We start from the raw sequence: 18703 nt of genomic DNA, 5'->3' as shown, positions 1-18703 counted from the left end.
TAGTCCGGGATGTAGGCGCTGACAGTTGTGCCGTGACTGCCGTAATGGAATTCATTTCTCGGGAGTCGAGTTCGGCTCGGTGGTGTCGGGTTCACGCCAGCTGCGGGCCCGGATGATCGTCAGTTTCTGGTCGACGGCGATGGTCAGGTCGATGTCGAGTGCGGCCGCGATCGTCTCGGCGGTATCCACTACTTCGGCGAGCGCATCGACCATCTCGGTGGGCAGCGTGGTCTGGCCTGATTCGGTCCACCGCTGATGGGTGGCGATGAATGCGCCAGCGGCAACATTCATCGCCAGTACCTGACTGTTGCTTTGTGTCAGGGACGGCGTTGCTGGGATTCGGACGGTGTCGGGTAGGACTATGCCGAGTTCGGTGGCGGTCACCCAGGCCACGATCACCACATCCGCCAGTTCGGCCTCCACATCAGCGAATTTGCCGCGCCGGCGAGCCTGCCCGGACCACCGGCGGTAGGCGCCGGTGAGTTCACCGACCTCTTCGGCCAGGGCCAACACTTGCCGATCGGCGGCGCCGTCGGCAGGGAATCCGTTGGCGCGTAAGTTGTCCACGATCTCGGCGGCGATCTGCCGCATGGGTGTGGTCATGGTCTGGTCCTCCAGGTCGGGCACCCAGCTGTGTACATCCGGGTTAAGGTCCGCAGGGGACCAACGGGTTTCTCGGTCGGTCCGGTCCTCGCCCAGGATGTGGGCGGAGAAGTTGTAGTTATAGCGGTAGATCCGTGCATCGCTGTCACCGTAGAACTCGGCCGGCCTCTTGTAGACACCTTGTCGACGACAGTCGAGACAGGCGATCGGGGGTGGTGTCGGTGTATCCACCGGCCATCTCCGGGCCGCCTACCCACACTGCGAGAAGCGACTGACACCCGTTTCGGTGACCGGCCAATGCGGATAGGTGCGTGGGGTAGTAGAACGGGTGATGGCGTCGTGTATGTGCTGTTCGGCGGCGCACTGTAAGTAGGAGATGAGGGTGGGGTTGCGGTGTGTGGCGGCGGTGAGTTGAGGCAGCGTGATGAGCAGCTCATCTAAGGCGTCGCGTCCGGCGGCGGCGTTATTGACAGCTTCGTCCGGGTCGGCGGAGATGAGGTGATTGAGCAGCCCGAGTAGTGCGTGGGTGATGAACCCGATCTCGCGGGCGACTCGGTCGGCGATTTGATTCTCGGCTGCGGTGGTGGGGGTGTCGAGTGAGGTGCTCATAGGTGCCGTCCCGTAAGCAGGGATCCGGCGAGTAAGCCGACGGCGGCGCTGAACGCGGCGAGCGCGGCGGCAGCGGAAAGGGTCAGGCCAGGGCCAGTGGGAGTGATGCGTATGTTCGCCCGTACCGGCATGAGGTGTGGTGGTGTGGGTGAGCTCGTGGTGATGTGCATGAGTGTGTGTGCGCTCGATTCGTGAAATGGATTGAGTGTGGTGTGTTTTAGGGCACGGCGTGCCCGCGGTGGTGATTGATCAGGGGCTGGGCAGGCGTCCGATTGTTCGCAGCCGCTTCCAAAGTTATCATAATTCTAGCATTCTAGATTATTTGTGTGGGTTGATCGTTGAGTAGTGAAGCCATTGAAGGCGAGGTTGAGGACCACGCACTCGTTACTGGTCCGGGCTCGGGTGGGCTGTCGAGCCCGGTGTCGATGTTCTTGTCCGGTTGTGGGTCCGGGTTCGCTGACCCCGACTGGAAGCCAGGTGGGTTTCGATGTGGGGGAGGTGATGGGGTCGTCCGGTTGGTGGGGCGCATCGTCACATAGTGGTGTGGGGTTTGCCGGGGTGGACTATTGATGCGCACTCAGCGTGTGTGGTCCGGGTAATTGGCTGGCGCTGCGCCACCTGCAAGCCGGCTACGACAAGTTCCGGCGCAAACAAGCCGGGTATCTGCAGTTCTAGTTCAAGAAGAGTGTGCGAAGGAGTCGGTGGCCATTTCTCGAACTGCTTCACCTGCTGATACTGAGACGGACACCTCAAGTTCGCCAAACATGCTGAACTGTTGGATATTCGCTGATCCCGGCCGCTCGTGGAGGGGTGGTGCCTTCGCAGACGATTGTGTCGCGAGATGGTGAAAAACTGTACGTCCTAGAGCGTACATTTGTGATATCAACACTGAAGATCGCCACCGAAGCCGACAGGATAGCCGCAGCTCTGGTCGTGCTGACCGGCCACGGATTCGTGAAGTTCATGACCGAGGTCGAGGAGGACTGCACGCTGGACACAGGCCAACAACCGTTGGCGGCTGCTAAACCGACCCCCCCGGGGACTCCACCGTCCCGGGGCCGCTCGCTTCCGAACGGAAGTACGGAAGTATCGCGCCGGTCGGCCGGCGCCGACAACATGAGGAGGCTTAATCCCTGAATCCAGATAGGTGTTGAACTGGGTGTCGGTGACCTTGGCGCGCATAGCTTTCGCTTGCTCGGCGTAGTCGGCTTCCTCGGATTCGCGGCCATAGAAGTACGCCTTAGAAGTACGCCTTGTCGCAGAGGTCACTGAACCGGAAATACTCGTTGATTGTGTTGATGACCTCGGGGGTCAGGCTGGTGGCTGCTTCCGGTTCGTGCTGGGGTTGATATCGCTCTGTCGTCGGCTGCGCTGCTGTGGTGTTGGCTACGGTGTGTTCGCCCACCGCAGCCAGGACCGAGAGGTCGTCTGTGGTGAGTTCTCGCTCGTAATGAACGATGAATCCGCACCGGTACCCCATATCGTGTGCGCTGGTGTCCCGTAAGAGTTTTGTGTCGAGGATCGCGGCCTGTGTGACCGCGGTGGTGCGTCTCCGTCGGGGACTGGTTGCCGGGCACAAGGTCTCCTACTGGGGATGGGCGCTGTCCGGATCCGTGAAGCCGGGCTGGCAGTGCGCGGTTTCATCGTCGCGGTCGCTGCCGCATGCTCGGCCGCTGCCCCGTACACGCGGTGTGCCCTCAACGTTTCATTTGTCCGGTCCCACTGAAGCAGGTCTCTCCGTGATGCTTTACAATGGGAGTTCGTTTACTGCGCAACTCGACCCGGATGGCTGCTGAGTTCTCGCCGAACGGCATGTCCTTCTGTGTAGTTGCAGTGATCTCGTCCGCGACACACTCGCCCACACCGAGACCCCGCAACTTCTGGATTGAAAGCCGCAGTTTCTTAGTGCGATTCGATCCGGACCCGCAGCGCGAAGCTGGACAGCATCCCACACAACCACAGCACTATGCTGGTGCCATGATCGGTGAATGTGATTGTGTTGTAAGCCATTCTGGGTAGACCGGACTTTCAATGAATACTGCGGGAGTAGGGGAGCAACTCGATGGCATCGATTACGAGCGGTGATGAACTAGGCCCCGACGGGCGCCTACACATGCCATCACCAGTTCCGAACGTCGTCAACGGCATAGCGCCGACGTACAGCATCGCCGATCTGCGGGTGGTGCGACATGGCCAGAGTGCAGCCAATGTCGCCTTTGCCGACCCGACGACTGCCGCCATGCCTTTACCCGGCCGCGACGCAGACATCGGGCTATCAGCACGGGGACACGAACAAGCCGTCGCGTTGGGCAAGTGGCTGGCGGGACTCGACGAGTTCGAGCGACCACAGTTGGTTGTGTGCTCGCCGTATCTGCGGGCGCAGCAAACATGGACTGTGATGGCTCGTACCGCGGAGTCGTCCAACGCCGGTGCGGGTTGCATGCGAACTGTCATCGATGAGCGAGTACGAGACCGCGAAATGGGTGTGTTCGAGTTGTACCCGCCGACTGCGATCCAATCCAGCGCTCCGGAAGAGGCCAGACGCCGGGCTCAGATCGGTGATTGGTACTACAGGCCGCCAGGAGGGGAATCTCTCGCAGACCTTTGCCTGCGGGTACGTGATGTCCTCAATGAGCTCGATCGAACTGCCGAGACATCTCGCGTGTTGATAATCAGCCACGACGCTGTCGCAGCAGCCACCAGACATGTACTGGCCGGCATCGGCGCACCGCCGCCCACAGATCTGGCCGCAGTCACGAATGGATCAATCTCGCGCTGGCAAAGCAACCGCCAGCATCTCCATGTCATGCAATGGTCCGACACCAGCCACCTGCAGGAAGTGATGCCATGACCGGCGACGAAAGGCCTATCATCCCCCGGTTTGAAATCGGATCCGCCAGCGCAGGACTGAACTGGGCCGCCGCTTACGAAGTCGTATGCGAGGATATTCAAGCCACGCTAGCGCTGGTGTCCGAGAAGCTGGCCCATGCAAGCGGTGACCGGGCCGAAAACCTGCGGGGCTTCCAACGTCAGCTGGTGTCTTGCCAGCGCGAACTGTTGCCCACAGACACCGCCGCGATCACCGCCGCGCACTCACTGTGTGACCGCATCCGAACCAGTCTCGGCAGAAGCGTGTGAACCCAACCTCTGCTGAGGGACAGCTTTCGCCTGAGGAAAACCAACGTATCTTCGCCGAAGACATTGTGCCCGCCCACCTTTTCGGGCTCACTCCACGCCGCAGACCTGTGGCGGTACTAGTCGTCGGACAAACCGGCGCAGGAAAAACCGCGATCACTGCCTTGATCAGGCAAACCCTCGGGCGAAACAAGCAGATCGCATGGATCAACATGGATTTCTACAACCCGTTCCATCCCAAGTACGCCGAATGGCAAGCCGAGCGGCCTACAGAAGCCGATCGACTGGTGCGTGCCGACGGTGAACGGTGGTGGGAACAGGCCCAGGAGTTCGCGCTCTCGCGCCACGCGGACATTCTGCTTGAGTCTGCTGCGGTGAGCCCTGCTGAATTCGAAGACATTTGCCGACGTATCAAGGCTGCGGAGATCCCAGTGGGCGCTGCGCCATATCGGATCGAAGCGGTGTTCGTAGCAGTACCCGGCGCGGTCAGTCAGTTTGGAATCTTGAGTCGGTTCATCGCGGAAGTGGCTCGACGCGGACGCGGTCGCTTGATCCCCGCTGAGATCCATGACGCCTCGCAACGGGGGGTCCTACGAGCAGCCTCAGCCTTCGAGGCGAAAGGGCTGGGAGAATTTGCTGTTGTCATGAACCGCAGTGCCGAAGCGGTGTTCATGACCCAGATCCCGTCAGGAGGAATCGCAAACGAAGCAGACCGAAAGTTGGTCGCCGCGATCACACAGGAACGGCAGCGGCAGTTGAGACCTACGGAGACACACATGTTCGCCGCTGAACTGGCGATAGCCATCCTGCGCGCGCCACCCGAAGTACTGCCGGAACTTCATCGAGTCACAGCCGCCGGCATTGAACTGATGCCTGGTGATCCACAAGACTGGCATGCTCTGATCGCATATGCCACAAGCGCTCGCACGCAGCATCCTCGCGAAACTCACTCGCCGTTGATGCGGGAGATGTCCGACACAGATTTGTCTGCACACTTGGCCACGGCACTTGCTAACTGGTCAAACACGTCATATGACTTCAACCGCCCTCGTCTCTCCATGCCGGTCGCACTGATCCTCGACGAGATAACACAGCGAAGCCTTCACCGCGACGATCCCACCCGAGGAACTGCAGGAAGCGCTCACCAAGGCGGGAGCGCCTATCTCCTGCAGAGTCTGCAGGAGGGTTTGTCCGCTGCCGCAACCCCGCACGCTCGAACCACGCAGCCTTCGAATCCGCCACCGCTGGCATCCAGCATCGACAACCTCGCAGGTATCAACACCGACACCGGTTTGGATGATTTACCTGACACCACCGAGCTCGACGCGGGAACAGCACTGTAATCCCCCACCTCACCGCGTATTAGCGCGCTGGACCGGGGATCGCCGCCTTTGCCACAACGCCCTGGACGGGCACCATATCGCCGCACCGTGTTTGGCCTGGGGGACAGGAGCCCTGTACTAGCGATCGGCCTCGATGTATGTGGCGACCAATTCCCGAGTCCACCCGAGCCAAGCGCGGCGGCCATCGTAGGGCAGATGTGGGTTGGCGCCGTGTCTGTGTGGTGTGGCCGGAGCAGCGAGCTCTCGTGCCTTCTACTCGTCCACCCGAGAGAGGTGCGCAGCCTTGCCCATGACCGCTTCTCTCACTCAGAGAGGATCGGTGTCACCGACGAATTTTTGATGCAGACTTTCCAGTGCCCGATAGCAACTGCATGCTGGGGCAATAGTTCCGTAAGGGCTGACTGCGGAGCAGTCGTCGTAGACCCGATGTGGGGCCGCCGCGCCCCAATGCCTCCACTTCTGATAAGAGAAACGCGACGGCGGCCAGCAGATCCTCGGCGTTGTGGACTATGCCCTCGAGGCGTAATTGGGGGCGTCGGTGGTGATGGCGACGTCGTGCGGGTGGCTTTCGCGCATCCCTGCCGCCGTGATCCGCATCAGTTGTGCTTGCTGCAACTCCGGGATTGTGCAGGTGCCAGCGAATCCCATCCCGGCGCGGAGGCCACCCACAAGCTGGTGCAGGACATCCTCCAGGGGGCCACGGAACGGTGTGCGGCCCTCGATGCCTTGGGGGACGAGTTGCTCCTCGGAGAGCACGTCGTCCTGGAAGTAGCGGTCCTTTGAGTAGGACTTGCTGCCCGCACCACGGCCACGCATGGCGGCCAGTGAACCCATGCCTCGGTACACCTTGTACTGCTTGCTGCCGACCAGCACGATGTCACCGGTGGACTCGGTCGTACCCGCGAGCAGGCTACCCAACATCACCGAACTGGCCCCTGCTGCGATGGCTTTTGTTATGTCTCCGGAGTACTGGATCCCGCCGTCGGCGATGACCGGGACACCCGCAGGGCCACACGCGGCATACGCCTCGGCTATTGCGGTGATCTGCGGAACTCCGACACCGGCCACGACACGGGTAGTGCAGATCGAGCCGGGGCCGACACCCACTTTGACGCCGTCGGCACCGGCATCGACCAGAGCTTGTGCTCCTGCGCGGGTGGCGACGTTACCGCCGACGACGTCAACCTTGTTGCCGAGATCCTTCTTGATTCGGGCGACCATATCGAGGACGTCGCGGTGATGGCCGTGTGCGGTGTCGACCATGATCACGTCGATCTCCGCGTCCGCTAACGCCATGGCCCGGGTGTAGCCATCCTCACCCACGCCGATCGCCGCACCGACCAGCAGGCGGCCCTGGTCGTCACGTACGGCCAGGGGATAGTTTTCGGATTTCACGAAATCCTTGACCGTGCGCAGGCCGACCAGCTTTCCGGTGGTATCTACGATCGGAAGTTTCTCAACCTTGTTGGCGCGCATGATGTTCAGGGCTTCGTCCGGTGTCACTCCGACGCCGGCTGTGATCAGTCGCTCGGTGGTCATGACCGCGGAGACGGGCCGGGTCATATCGCGTTCGAACCGCATGTCGCGGTTGGTGATGATCCCTACGAGCAGTCCAGTTCCATCGACCACAGGGACACCCGAGATCCGGAATCGGGCACACAGGTCGTCGACGTCCTGCAAGGTTGCCTCCGGTGTGCAGGTGACGGGATCGGAGACCATTCCCGACTCGGAGCGCTTCACGATCTCGACCTGTCCGGCTTGGGCATCCACGGGCAGATTGCGGTGTAGTACACCGATCCCTCCGTGGCGGGCCATCGCGATAGCCATGCGGGCCTCGGTGACAGTATCCATCGCCGCCGAGACGATCGGCACATGCAGCGCGACGTTACGGGAGACACGGGTTGTGGTGTCGACCCCGCTCGGGATCACATCCGAGGCTGCCGGGACGAGCAGCACATCATCGAATGTCAGACCGATCGGCAGATCGGACAGCTCTACTTCAACACGGGTGTTCATAAGGATGACCAGCTCCTCAACGGATATGAGTCTAGGACAAGCGAAGGGGGAAACCGATGGCGAAAGTGCACGACGGTGGGGCGAGTCTAGCGGGCAAGCTGAGCCGTTCGTGCTGTCGCCCCATCGTCAAGACCGGCCTGTGCTGCTCCATCGGCCGGGTTGTCAGATCTTCATCAGCCGGGCTCGCGAACAGGCTCATGATCAGCGGGCGGGGGAGGGTGTCAGGCCGTCGGCGACTGCTCCATCGGCCGTCGACGGCATCGAGTGGGTTGCAACAGCGTGGTGGAGTTCACCGGCGGTGAGGATGCTCTCGTGGTTTCCGGGGACCGTGGTAACAGTCACGCTGACGCTCAGGGCGCACCACGTTTCGGCTGCGTTCTCGGTGCCTGGCGTGACTATTTCGGGCAGGTACAGCCTTATATGGGGTATCTGTCCGCGGGGTTGCCACGCGGACATGGCCGCGTGGCAGCTCAAGCGCATCCGCATCTGGCCCAGCAACGGGTAGTCGCGAGTGCCAGGACCAGCGGGGCCGAGGATATCGATGAGAGTTGCCGCGCGGTCCGGGAGCGGGAGGTGTGTGGTGGCAGCGAGTGCCTCGATGATGGCGGGCCTGCTCTGGTGCGGGACTGCGAACTGCACATGCGCGATCAGGGCGTTGTCAGCGTCTGATGGCTGTTCGGCGCGCGGCGGGTCGATCACGATGATGTCCTCGATGCGGTCGCCGTCTCCGTCGTCGTGTGCTTGGCGGGCGATCTCGTAGGCCAGCGGCCCGCCCATGCACCAGCCGACCAGGGTGAACGGGCCGCTGGGTTTCGCTGCGCGGATCTGGGACAGATACTGGCGGGCCAACGCGTTCATTGTCGTGTTCGTGCAGGTGTGGTCGTGCGGCAGGCCGTAGCACTCCCAGTCGGGCCCGAGAGCACGCGCCAGGGGCGTGTACCAGTCGATCAGTCCGCCGATCGGGTGGATCATGAACACCGTGCGCGTGGGGTGGGTGATCGGGGCGGTGGTGAGAGGAACCGTGCGGGCGGCGGTTTCTATCTGAGCGGCGAACCGGTCGGCGGCCTGCGCCGTCTCACTGGTGGTGAGTAGCCCCGGATCGACGGAGAAGCGGCAGGTGAGCGAGCCGTCCATGTTGGGGGCGACGGTCACATCGATCGGTGTCGGGAGCACGTTGGCGGCACCGATCGCCGCCTCTTCGGGAACGGCACCCGGCCGCAGAACGTGATCGTTGAGGGGCTGCTGGTATCCGCCGAGGTAGTTGAACGTGATCTGAGGTGGCGCCAGTGTGCTCAACTGTCGCCCGAGGGACGAGTCGGCATGCAGGTAGCGCGCCCGGCCGAAGCCGGTTCCCGCATCGGGGACGGTGGCGAGTTGTCGATCGATGGTGATCGCGGTGTCGGCCAGGTGTGCGTGATGGGTGTCTGGATCGGTGAACAGGATCGGGTAGAGACAGGTCAGCCAGCCGACCACGTTGTCGAGATTGCTTGTGCCAGAGTTGGTTCGGCCGTGCCCCTCCAGCCACACGTAAAGGTCCGGGCGGTCGCTGTGTGGGGCGAGCGTGCGGTGCAGTGCCGCGAGCAAAACGGCTTGGGCGCTGATGTCGTGCAATCGGCGGACGTCGTGACGCAGGTACATCGCGGCCCGGTACGACAGGCGGCGGCTCACCTGAATCCGGTGTCCAGCTTGCGCGGGCGGCCCGGCGGTGCCGCCACCGAAAATGACCGGCTTCGATGCCTTGACCAGGGTTTCCCAGTGCCCATCGGGTCCGGTTTCGATCACGGCCTGGGTCGGCATGCCCGGTGCCGCACCATCGGGGAGAGCTCGGCCCTCTCGCAGTATCCGGTAAGCGTGTTCGATGTCGTCGGTGAGAATCTGCCAGGACACTGCGTCGACGATCAGGTGGTGGGCAATCAGATACAGCCACCAACGGGCACTGGCGATATCGTGCACGAACGCGAAGACCGCAGTCCGGCCGCTGGCGATGTTGATGGGCCGGTGCAGGTCGCGCAGGCTGGTGTCCAGCCGCTCGGTCAGCGGGCGAGGGTCGTCAGGCAACGTGCGCTCTGTGAGCACACGTGTGGTCGGCTTCTCGTCGAGAACGGCGGTCCATGTGTCACCGCGGCGGGTGAACCGGGTGCGAAATGCGTCGTGACGGCCGATCACCCACGCCAGCGCTGCCCGCAGTGTGGCTGGTTCGCAATCGCCTGCGATCTCGAACAGCCGTGCCTGATGGAAGTGGTCGGGGTCGGTGAACTGTTGGGCGAAGAACCATTCCTGGATCGGTGTCAGGGCAACAGCGGTGCCGCCTGGGCGGCGTTGCATCACCACAGCGACGCCGCTGTCCGGACGGCTTGCGATCAACCGGTCCAGAGCACGCACGCTCGGCGCCGCGAGAAGATCAGCGACGCTGATGTCCACGCCGAGGGCTCGCGCCCGGGCGGCGGCCTGGATCGCTTGCAGGGAGTCCCCTCCGCTAGCGAAGAAGTCATCGTCCACACCGATGTCGGCGCGGCCCAGCAGCGCTCGCCACACCCGCAACAGTCGATCGATGATCGAGCCGTCCACGACACCGAACTGCTGCGGCCCCTGGGCCGTCACGGCAGGGAACGGCATCCGGTCGCGGTCGGGCTTTCCGACAGCGGTGAGAGGCAGGTCGTCCAGAATCACGACCACCGACGGCACCATATAGCCGGGCAGCAGATCACCGGCCCAATCGCGTAGGTCCGCCGCCAGGCCCGGGCCGCACCCGGGTGCAGCGACAAACGCCACCAGTTGGGGGTCGCCGTCGGGGGTCAGCTGTGTGGTCACGAATACCTCGCGGGCGACGGGGTGGGCGGCCAGGCAGGCGGTGACCTCGCCGGTGTCGATGCGGAATCCGCGGATCTTGACCTGATCGTCGTCGCGGCCGAGGAATTCGAAGTCCCCGCTGGGGCGCACCCGGGCAGTATCGCCGGTCCGATACGCCCGTCTGCCCTTCATCGAGGTGATGCTCAACGGTACGAAGCGGCGGCTGGTCAGCTCGGGCCGATCGAGATAGCCTGCGGCGACGCCCGCTCCGGCGATGACCAGCTCGCCGCGGGCGCCGATCGGTGCGAGTTGCCCGCGCGGATCCAGCACGAACATCGCGGAATTCGCGATCGGGCCGCCGATCGTGACTCGCTCACTGTCAGCGGGAGGGGTCGGTGGATGCACGCGCGCGGCTGAGCACCACACGGTCGCCTCCGTCGGGCCGTACTCGTTGTACAACGCGGTATCGGCCAGCAGCTTCGCGTGCTGGCGCACCATCTCGCCCGTGCAGATCTCACCACCTACCGCGACTACGTGAAGTGAACTCGGCCAAGGGGTTTGAATGCTCGACAGCATCGCCGCGTAGAACGAGGCCACGAAATTGACGTGGGTGACCGAGTGGGCGTCGATCAGTGTGCGGATCGCGTCGGGATCGGCTTCGCTGGCATTGCTGTCGGGCAGGACCACGGTCCCGCCGAGCCACAGCGTCCACCACGCCATCGAGGCGGCGACGTCGAAGATCGGCGGCAGGGTGATCAAAGTCCGTGGCGGGGTCCACCCGAACTCGACGGTGCGCGCGTGGATCGCGGCGACCGCGTTGGCATGAGTGGCCACAACAGCTTTCGGTGTCCCCGTCGATCCCGAGGTGAAGGTCAGGTAGGCCGCCTCATCGGGGTACAGCGCAGGGCGTGGCGGCACGATCTCGACAGCATCGATCCGGTCGGGATCCAGGCCGATCACCGGCACACCACAGCCGCCGAACGCCGTGATGGACTCAGGCGCGCACAGCACCGCGGCGGCGTGGCTGCTGGTGAGCACCGTCAACAGCCGCTTCTGCGGCTGGGTCGGGTCGACGGTGAGATAGGTGCCGCCGCGGCGCAGCACCGCCAACCAAGCGGCGAGCAGTTCCGGGGACTTGCCGTAGCCGATCGCGACCGTCGCCCTGGTGCCGAGCCCGAGCTGGTCGAGGAGATTCTCGAACTCGATCGTGAGCCGGTCCAGCTCGCGGTAGGTCAGTGTGCGCGAGCGGTGAATCACGGCGACGGCTTCCGGGATGCGGGCGATGCTGGCCTCGATGCCGGCGGGCACCGTCTCGAACGCCGGTGGGGAGTCCGGCCCGGTGCCGGCGGCCAGGAGACGGCGCGTCATCGCGGGCCCGAGCAGGTCCAGGTCGGTGACCGGGATGTCCCAGTGGTCGGCGAGCGCGGCGACGATATGCGCGAACTGCCCGGCATGGGATTGGGCTGTGGCCTGGTCGAACAGGTCGCTGTTGTACTCCCACAGGATCTCGATCCCGCCGCCGCTCTCGGCCGGCTGGGGGACGCACACAACGTTGACATCGTTCTTCGCCGAGCCGTTGTGGTCGATGCGCAGCTCACCGCGCAGGCCCGGCAGATCGAAGCGGGGCCGCGGGCTGTCGTGGAAGGCGAACATCAGCGAGAACAACGCGTTGCGGGCCGGATCGCGCGGCAACGCCAAGTTCTCGACCAGGTCGACGAGCGGAAATTCCTGATGATCCTGCGCGCCCAGCAGGATCCGCATGGTCTCGTCGACGACCGTGCCCACGGTGGCCGAGTCGTCGACACGCAGCCGCAGCGGCAGCGCGTTGACGAACATGCCCAACAGCGGCGCGGTTCCGGGCTGACGGCGGTTGGCCAGCGCGGACCCGATCACCATGTCCGTCTCGTTGGTGTGACGCCACACCAACAGCGCGAACGCCGACAAGAACACCGCGAATCTGGTCACGCCATGGCGCGCGCACGCCGCGTCGATCGCCGAGAGCGTCTGGGCTGTCAGACCCAGCCGTACGCAGCCGCCAGTGAAGGTCTGCCTCGGCGGGCGCGGACGGTCCGGCTCGAAACTGACGCCCACCGGCGGACACCCGTCGAGGATGGCCGACCAGTACCGCAGTTGCTGCTGGTAATGCTCGCTGGTGCGCCACAGCTGATGCCAGCGGGCGTAGTCGCGGTACTGCACCGGCAACGGCGGATGCGGATACGGCTGCATGCCCAGCTCGGCGGCGTAGGCGTCACGGATCTCTGCCAGCAGCAGCGTCGCAGACCAGCCGTCGTGCACCATGTGGTGCTCTACCTGGAACAACTGCCAACGCCGGGATGCGAGCCGATACAGCTGCCACCGCACCAGCGGCAACGCCGCGATATCGAATCCGGTGCTCATCGCCGAACGCTTGCGCTGCTCCAGCGCCTCGCGCTGAGCCTGCGCATCCAGATCGGTGAGGTCCACCTGCTCGACCCGCACTGTCCACGGAGCGTGGATACGCTGCACCGGACCGTGCGGCCCCTCGTGGAAAGTGGTCGCCATGATCTCGTGGCGAGCGACAACACGAGTCAACGCCCGCTCCAGGGCCGCCACGTCGACTTCCCCGGTCAGCTCCAGGGTGCACTGGGTGGTGTAGGCCAGCGCGTTCGGCGCCAGGTGATGCAAGATCCAGATCTGACGCTGCTGAGCACTCAGCGGCGCGGTGTCGCGGTCGCGGTCGGTGACCACCAGCGCGGGCCGTCCGGTCGGGACCGCCTCTCGCACATGCGCGGCGATCTGGCGAATGTCGCTCGCGGCGAACAGCACGCTCATCGGGATCTCGACATCGAACCGGCGGCTTATCGCCGCGGACAGTCGCACATGCGCTAGCGATCCGAGCCCGAGCTCGCCCAGTTCAGCTGTGACCGGGATCTGCGGGACGCCAACGGCGTCGGCCAACATCTCGACCAGGGCCTGTTCGACCGGATCCACACAGGCGGGTCCTGCCACCGGCGCCGGAGATCCCGGTTGCGGGAGAGCCCGCTCATCGATCTTGCCGTTGACGGTGCGCGGCAGCGCCGCCACGCTGACCCAGGCCGTGGGGATCATGTACCGCGGCAGCCGCGCGACCACATGCGCGCGGGCGGCCTCGATCGTGACCGCACCCTCTCGGGTCGGCACCAGGTAGCCCACCAAGGCGGTATCGGCGCCCAGATCCTGGCGGACGCACACATGGGCCTGTTCCACGCCGGGATGGGTCATCAACACGGTTTCGATGTGCCCGAGTTCGACCCGGTTCCCGCCGATCTTGACCTGGCGATCGCCCCGACCACGGAACACGTACCGGCCGGGTTCGGTGTATTCAACGAGATCGCCGGTGCGGTAGGCCGGTGTGCCGTCGGGCAATTCGATGAACCGGTCAGCGGTGAGCTCGGGACGAGCCAGGTAGCCGATCGCGATGTTGGGGCCGGTGATGGCCAGTTCACCGACCAGGCCGGGCGAAGGCTCGAGGACGGTGCCGTCGGCGTCGAGCAGGTGGTACCCGGTGTTCAGCAGCGGTTCACCGATCGTCAGCGGGAACCGGCTACCGGTGTCGGCGCAGTACACCTGCGCGTAGCTCGCCCAGACGCACGCCTCGGTCGGCCCGTACTCGTTGTACAGCGAGGCATGGCTCAGAACCCGGGCATGGCGGTCGATAAGAACCTCGCTCCAGCGTTCACTGCCGATCATCACCGCTGTCAACGCCATGGGCGGATCGGCCGAAACTCTTTCCAGAAACGCCGGATACAGCGAGGCGGCGTACACCAGATGCGTGATCCGCTCACGTCGGACCAGATCCACCGTGGCCGCGACATCGGCCATCGGCGACGAGTTCACCACCAGTGTGCCGCCACACAGCAGCGCGTAGAACACCACGCCGGAAGCGACATCGAATCCAGGTGAGTGCAGCAGCGGGATCCGCTCGGGCCGACCGTAGGCCAGCATCCGCGCCTGCGTCGAGTTCAGCATCGACTGATGCGACAGAACAACACCTTTGGGGTTCCCAGTCGAACCGGACGTGAAGATCACATAGGCCGGATCCTTCACACTCGGCACGGTCGAGGCTTGCGTGCTCGCCGCTTCGGACAACTGCGGAACTGTCACCCAGTGGGCGCAGTCCGCAGAGTTCGGGATCCGCTGGCCAGTGGTCACGACCACCGCCGGGCGGATCTGATCGAGCAAGTCGGCGATATAGCGCTGCGGAGCCTGCGGGTCGATCGGTACATAGGTCATGCCCGCCGTGACCGTGGCGATCAGAGTCGCGGCGAATTCCATGGACCGATCCAGCAGCACCGCAACCATCCCCTGGTCACGATCACGGCCCGCCAGTGCGGTCAATCCGCGGGAGACAGTGGCGGCCAGTTCGGCGAACTCGCCATAGGTCCACGACTCGGTTCCGCACACGACCGCGATCCGATCGCCATGGCGTTGCGCCGAAGCAGCGAAGGCGGCGCCCAAGTTCGGGTAGTTGTTGAGCGAGATGTCCATGGTCATCGTCCCATCGCGGTAAGTGTTCGCTGGACGTGGTCGACAGCGGCAGCCGAGGCGCGGCCGGCGACATGGTCAAGCCACCAGCCGAGCAACCGCTGTCGGTGTGGGCCCGGCCGGTCCAGGAACAAGATGTCGTGAGAAGTCAGCGCGCGCACCGCGAACATCGGCACCGGCGACTGCATCACCGGAAACGCCGGATTATGCACACTGCCAACCGAACTGGCTGGATGGAACTCACCGAGCATCAGCCCGCGCCGCACGAAGTCCGAGCGAATGCGCGCATGGCCGTCGTCGATGAACGCCGCAGCGGAGGCTGGGTCGAGGTCCGGAAAGACCGCCAGCAGCGTTCCGCGCCGGAAATCGTCGTCGGTGGTGAACAGCTCGCCGAACAGGTCCGCGAGGATCCAGGCTGTCTGGACTGACTCGACCACCGTGGCACTGGTCGTGGAGATGGTGACCAGCCAGACCTGGTTGCGGTCGATCGAGGAGGCCAGCCGCGGACATACCGCACCGGGCCGCGCCAGCCGAGGGTCCGGGGCGAGTACGAAGTCGGTGATCCATCCCAGCACCGCCTCGTAGTGCGGGAACCGCTCGAAGTGCTTGTCCGCGCTCGCGATATCGGTCAGCGAGCCGGAGATGAACGGAGGGCTGTCGACAAGGCTCATCGGTCGGCGCTCCCGAACGATCGCCCGGTCACTCCATAAGAGGTGAACCCGTCGGGGCCGACGGGGATGTCGCCGACCAGAGTGACCCGATGCAGGATCCGTGACCCGTCGGCGGCGTTCACATCAGCGACGCCGATGTGCGCGGTACAACGGTTGTCCCAGAAAGCGACACTGCCTGGCGCCCAACGGAATCGGACAGTGTACTCGGGCCGGGTGATCTGCTCGTACAGCAAATCCAGCAACCGCCGACTCTCCACCCTGCTCATCCCGAGGATATGGCTGGTCCGCGACGGGGACACAAACAACGCCTTCTCATCGGTCTCCGGGTGCACCCGAACGACCGGGTGCACCGAGACCATGGCCCGCGCATTGACCATCTCCAAAATCGGGCGGTCCACCTCATCGTGCTCAGCCATCTGATAGCCCGCCCAGAAGCTGTGCTCGGCCTGCAATCCGTCGACCAGCCGCCGCAACGGCACCGACAGACCCTCGTAGGCCGCCACCAAGTTCGTCCACTGGGTATCGCCTCCGAATGCCGGTGCGGTCTCCGCGCGCAGGATCGAGGCCATCGGAGGGTTCACCGCGTGCGTCATGTCGGTGTGCCAGCCGCCGATCGCCGAGGTCCAGCGGCTGCGGAAATGAGCCTCGATATCGCGGCCGTACCGCTCGAGATCGACGGTCGGGGAAATGGTGCAGATCTCCGGGAACTCGTCCAGGTCACCGCCGCTCTGCGGGCGAGGGCGCAAGGTCAGCTCACCGAAACGGCGGCCGAATGCGATCTGTTCGGCGTGACCGATCTCCTGATCGCGGAAGAACACCACTTTGTGCGACAGCAGCGCATCGCGGATCTCGGCGATGGTCTCGCGGTCGAGGGGTGCCGACAGATCGACACCCTCGATGTCGGCACCGATATGCCCGGCTACCCGAGTCACACTGATGCGCTGATGGACTTTCTTGCTCATGGGATCCTCCGAATCGACAGCGCGAGCAGCTCGCGCTGTGGTGCTATGACCAAGCAGTTCGAGCACACCGCGAATACCTCGGCCACGGCAGTGGTGCGCTTGGTGCGTTTCGGTGCGTTTGGTGCCAAACATCGGCGTTCAGCGCTAGAGTCGGCGCATCACACCGCCGATAGCTCGCGATCAGGAGGCCAGGTGAGGTGAACAACTCCCTTCTGGCGACATCGCTCAAAGAGCTGGGATGGCGCGCAGAAACCTTGGCCCGCAAGCTCAACGAGCACGCCGCGCTCCAGGGATGTCGCGCACATGTCCACGAGAAGACGCCGTACAAATGGCTGCGCGGCGAACGCCCGCGCCCACCATGGCCGGAGCTGATCTCCGCACTTCTCAGCGCCGAGCTCGCACGACCGATCAGCCCGTCAGCGCTGGGGTGGCCACCCAGCGGCCAAAACGAGCAGCAGCCGTTACTACCCGCCGACAGTGGACTGCAACTACCGTGGACAGCCGAAGGGGCCGCGCGCGCAATGCGGGCAGTAACGGAGGCTGACCCTATGGACCGGAGGATATTCCTTACCATGATGGGGGCCGCGATGAGCGCCCCCGCCCACCAATGGCTTCTGGCCGACCCTGCCCCCCACCTCACCCGCTTGGGCAAGTCCCGCCAAGTCAGCGTCGGTACCGTCGACGAACTCGACCTCATGACCGCCAGCCTTCGCAGGCTCGATGATGGAGGCGGCGGTGACACGGTGCTGCTCATGGTCCGTGCGCACCTGCGTCAGGTCGTGCAGCTGATAGACAACAGCAGCTACACCGACGCCGTGGGTCGCCGACTGTTCAGCAACGCCGGAGAATTGCTGCGATTGGCCGGCTGGCTAGCCTTCGACGGCGGACAGCACGCCCGTGCCCAGCGCTATTGGCTAGCCGCATTACGCGCCGCCCACACCGCGGGCGACCGAGCCCTGGCCGCCAACACCCTCGGGTTCATGAGCTGCCAGGCAAAAGACATCAAGCAACCACACGAAGCTGTCACTATCGCCGAATCAGCCAGGGCTGGGTATCGCGGTGCCAGCCCGCGGGTCTCAGCCATCCTGGCGTTGCGTGCGGCGGAAGCCTACGCCACCAACGGATCGGCCGACCGATGCCGCCGTGCCATCGACGACGCATTCAGCAATCTCGATTCCCCAAACACCACCGCACCGGACTGGAGCTACTGGCTCAACCCCGGACACGCGCATGGCCAAGCTGGATTCTGCTTTCTGAAACTCAGCGATCACTCCGCCGCCCGCCGACACTTCCGCCAAGCGCTACGCCTGCAAGACTCGAGCGCTGCCCGCGAAGGCGCCCTGCGCTACACCCTGCTCGCCACCACCTATGTGCGCCAGGCCGACCCCGATCTTGACCAGGCCCTAGCCCTCGCCGACCAGGCTGTCAGCATCCTCACCGACGATGTCAGCTCGAACCGCTGCGTCGAGCACTTGAACACCCTCCTGCGTGATCTGGCTCCTCACAGCCGTCGGCCCGCAGTTCGCCAACTCGCCGAGCATGTCCAATTACTGCGATCGTCGGCCACCCGGCAACCATCCCCGCAATTAGCGTGACCAGCTTCGGCGCTGGATTCGCTGCTCCGGAGGGCACCCGAGACGATCGACACCCCTTCAACCAATGCGGCAACCCTGCCCAAGGAGTCCAGTGCTGGTCAACTCCTGGCGGTCAAAGACGGCGTCGAACCGAAAGCACGCCGATGATCGCTGCTATTAGCCGATTCGAACCGGAATGGGCTGTTCCCGCGACATTCATGGCAACGGTGTCGGGTATTTCCAGGTCATAGCGCGGTATCGATTGCGGGTCCGTACCGGACATAGAGCACGATAGCCTGTGCTTATGTGGGAGCCGATTTTCCTCGAGGCGTTGAACCAGCGCATCCACGACAAGCTCGCTCACCAGCGTCTCGACCGGACGGAGCTGGCCATCCGGTCCGGTCACGGGACCGAACCGAACTGCTCGATCAGATCCTCAACGGCAACCGCAAGTTCAGCATCGCCGAGGGGTGTGGGTCGACTTGATGGGGATTCCG

General features: G+C 64.2%; 11 protein-coding genes. 4 read left to right on the top strand and 7 right to left on the bottom strand.

The features are described 5' to 3' along the window. Nucleotides 1-51: 51 nt before the first annotated feature. The 3 genes from ACL02S_RS22905 to ACL02S_RS22895 form a co-directional block, all read right to left on the bottom strand. Nucleotides 52-834: a nucleoside triphosphate pyrophosphohydrolase family protein gene (locus tag ACL02S_RS22905; RefSeq protein WP_412804555.1), complete on the bottom strand. Its 783-nt coding sequence runs from the start codon at nt 832-834 to the stop codon at nt 52-54. Between the two features lie 18 nt (nt 835-852). Continuing rightward, on the bottom strand, nt 853-1212 hold the full coding sequence (locus ACL02S_RS22900) for a hypothetical protein (RefSeq protein WP_412804554.1): 360 nt from the start codon (nt 1210-1212) through the stop codon (nt 853-855). Nucleotides 1213-2452: 1240 nt separating this feature from the next. Further along, nucleotides 2453-2692: a hypothetical protein gene (locus tag ACL02S_RS22895; RefSeq protein ID WP_412804553.1), complete on the bottom strand. Its 240-nt coding sequence runs from the start codon at nt 2690-2692 to the stop codon at nt 2453-2455. Between the two features lie 582 nt (nt 2693-3274). Between ACL02S_RS22895 and ACL02S_RS22890 the strand changes: the two genes are divergently transcribed. The 3 genes from ACL02S_RS22890 to ACL02S_RS22880 are packed head-to-tail and all read left to right on the top strand — an operon-like array spanning nt 3275 to nt 5690. Next, nucleotides 3275-4063, top strand: coding sequence for a histidine phosphatase family protein (locus ACL02S_RS22890; protein ID WP_412804552.1), 789 nt, complete (start codon nt 3275-3277; stop codon nt 4061-4063). Further along, nucleotides 4060-4350: a hypothetical protein gene (locus tag ACL02S_RS22885; RefSeq protein ID WP_412804551.1), complete on the top strand. Its 291-nt coding sequence runs from the start codon at nt 4060-4062 to the stop codon at nt 4348-4350. The genes ACL02S_RS22890 and ACL02S_RS22885 overlap by 4 nt, the downstream gene beginning before the upstream one ends. Then, the gene (locus ACL02S_RS22880) at nt 4347-5690 is read left to right on the top strand and encodes a zeta toxin family protein (protein WP_412804550.1); all 1344 of its coding nucleotides are present in this window, start codon (nt 4347-4349) and stop codon (nt 5688-5690) included. The genes ACL02S_RS22885 and ACL02S_RS22880 overlap by 4 nt, the downstream gene beginning before the upstream one ends. Before the next feature lie 507 nt (nt 5691-6197). On the opposite strand, the gene guaB is transcribed toward ACL02S_RS22880, so the two are convergent. The 4 genes from guaB to ACL02S_RS22860 form a co-directional block, all read right to left on the bottom strand. Continuing rightward, a complete protein-coding gene (guaB, locus tag ACL02S_RS22875) occupies nt 6198-7706 on the bottom strand; it encodes an IMP dehydrogenase (protein WP_412804549.1) in 1509 nt (502 codons plus the stop codon). Nucleotides 7707-7907: 201 nt separating this feature from the next. Beyond that, nucleotides 7908-15008 carry a non-ribosomal peptide synthetase gene (locus ACL02S_RS22870; protein WP_412804548.1) on the bottom strand — a complete coding sequence of 2367 codons (7101 nt, stop codon included), beginning with the start codon at nt 15006-15008 and terminating at the stop codon, nt 7908-7910. Then, on the bottom strand, nt 15005-15670 hold the full coding sequence (locus tag ACL02S_RS22865) for a DUF6875 domain-containing protein (protein WP_412804547.1): 666 nt from the start codon (nt 15668-15670) through the stop codon (nt 15005-15007). Before ACL02S_RS22865 ends, ACL02S_RS22870 begins: the two co-directional genes overlap by 4 nt. Next, a complete protein-coding gene (locus ACL02S_RS22860) occupies nt 15667-16632 on the bottom strand; it encodes a TauD/TfdA dioxygenase family protein (protein WP_412804546.1) in 966 nt (321 codons plus the stop codon). The genes ACL02S_RS22865 and ACL02S_RS22860 overlap by 4 nt, the downstream gene beginning before the upstream one ends. Nucleotides 16633-16829: 197 nt before the next feature. On the opposite strand from ACL02S_RS22860, the gene ACL02S_RS22855 reads away from it, so the two are divergent. Then, nucleotides 16830-18227, top strand: coding sequence for an NsdA family TPR-like regulatory protein (locus ACL02S_RS22855; RefSeq protein ID WP_412804545.1), 1398 nt, complete (start codon nt 16830-16832; stop codon nt 18225-18227). Nucleotides 18228-18703 lie beyond the last annotated feature (476 nt).

This window comes from Nocardia spongicola, assembly GCF_047200775.1.
In the GTDB taxonomy this organism is placed as follows: domain Bacteria; phylum Actinomycetota; class Actinomycetes; order Mycobacteriales; family Mycobacteriaceae; genus Nocardia.
This window is presented reverse-complemented; position numbering and strand designations above follow the sequence as displayed.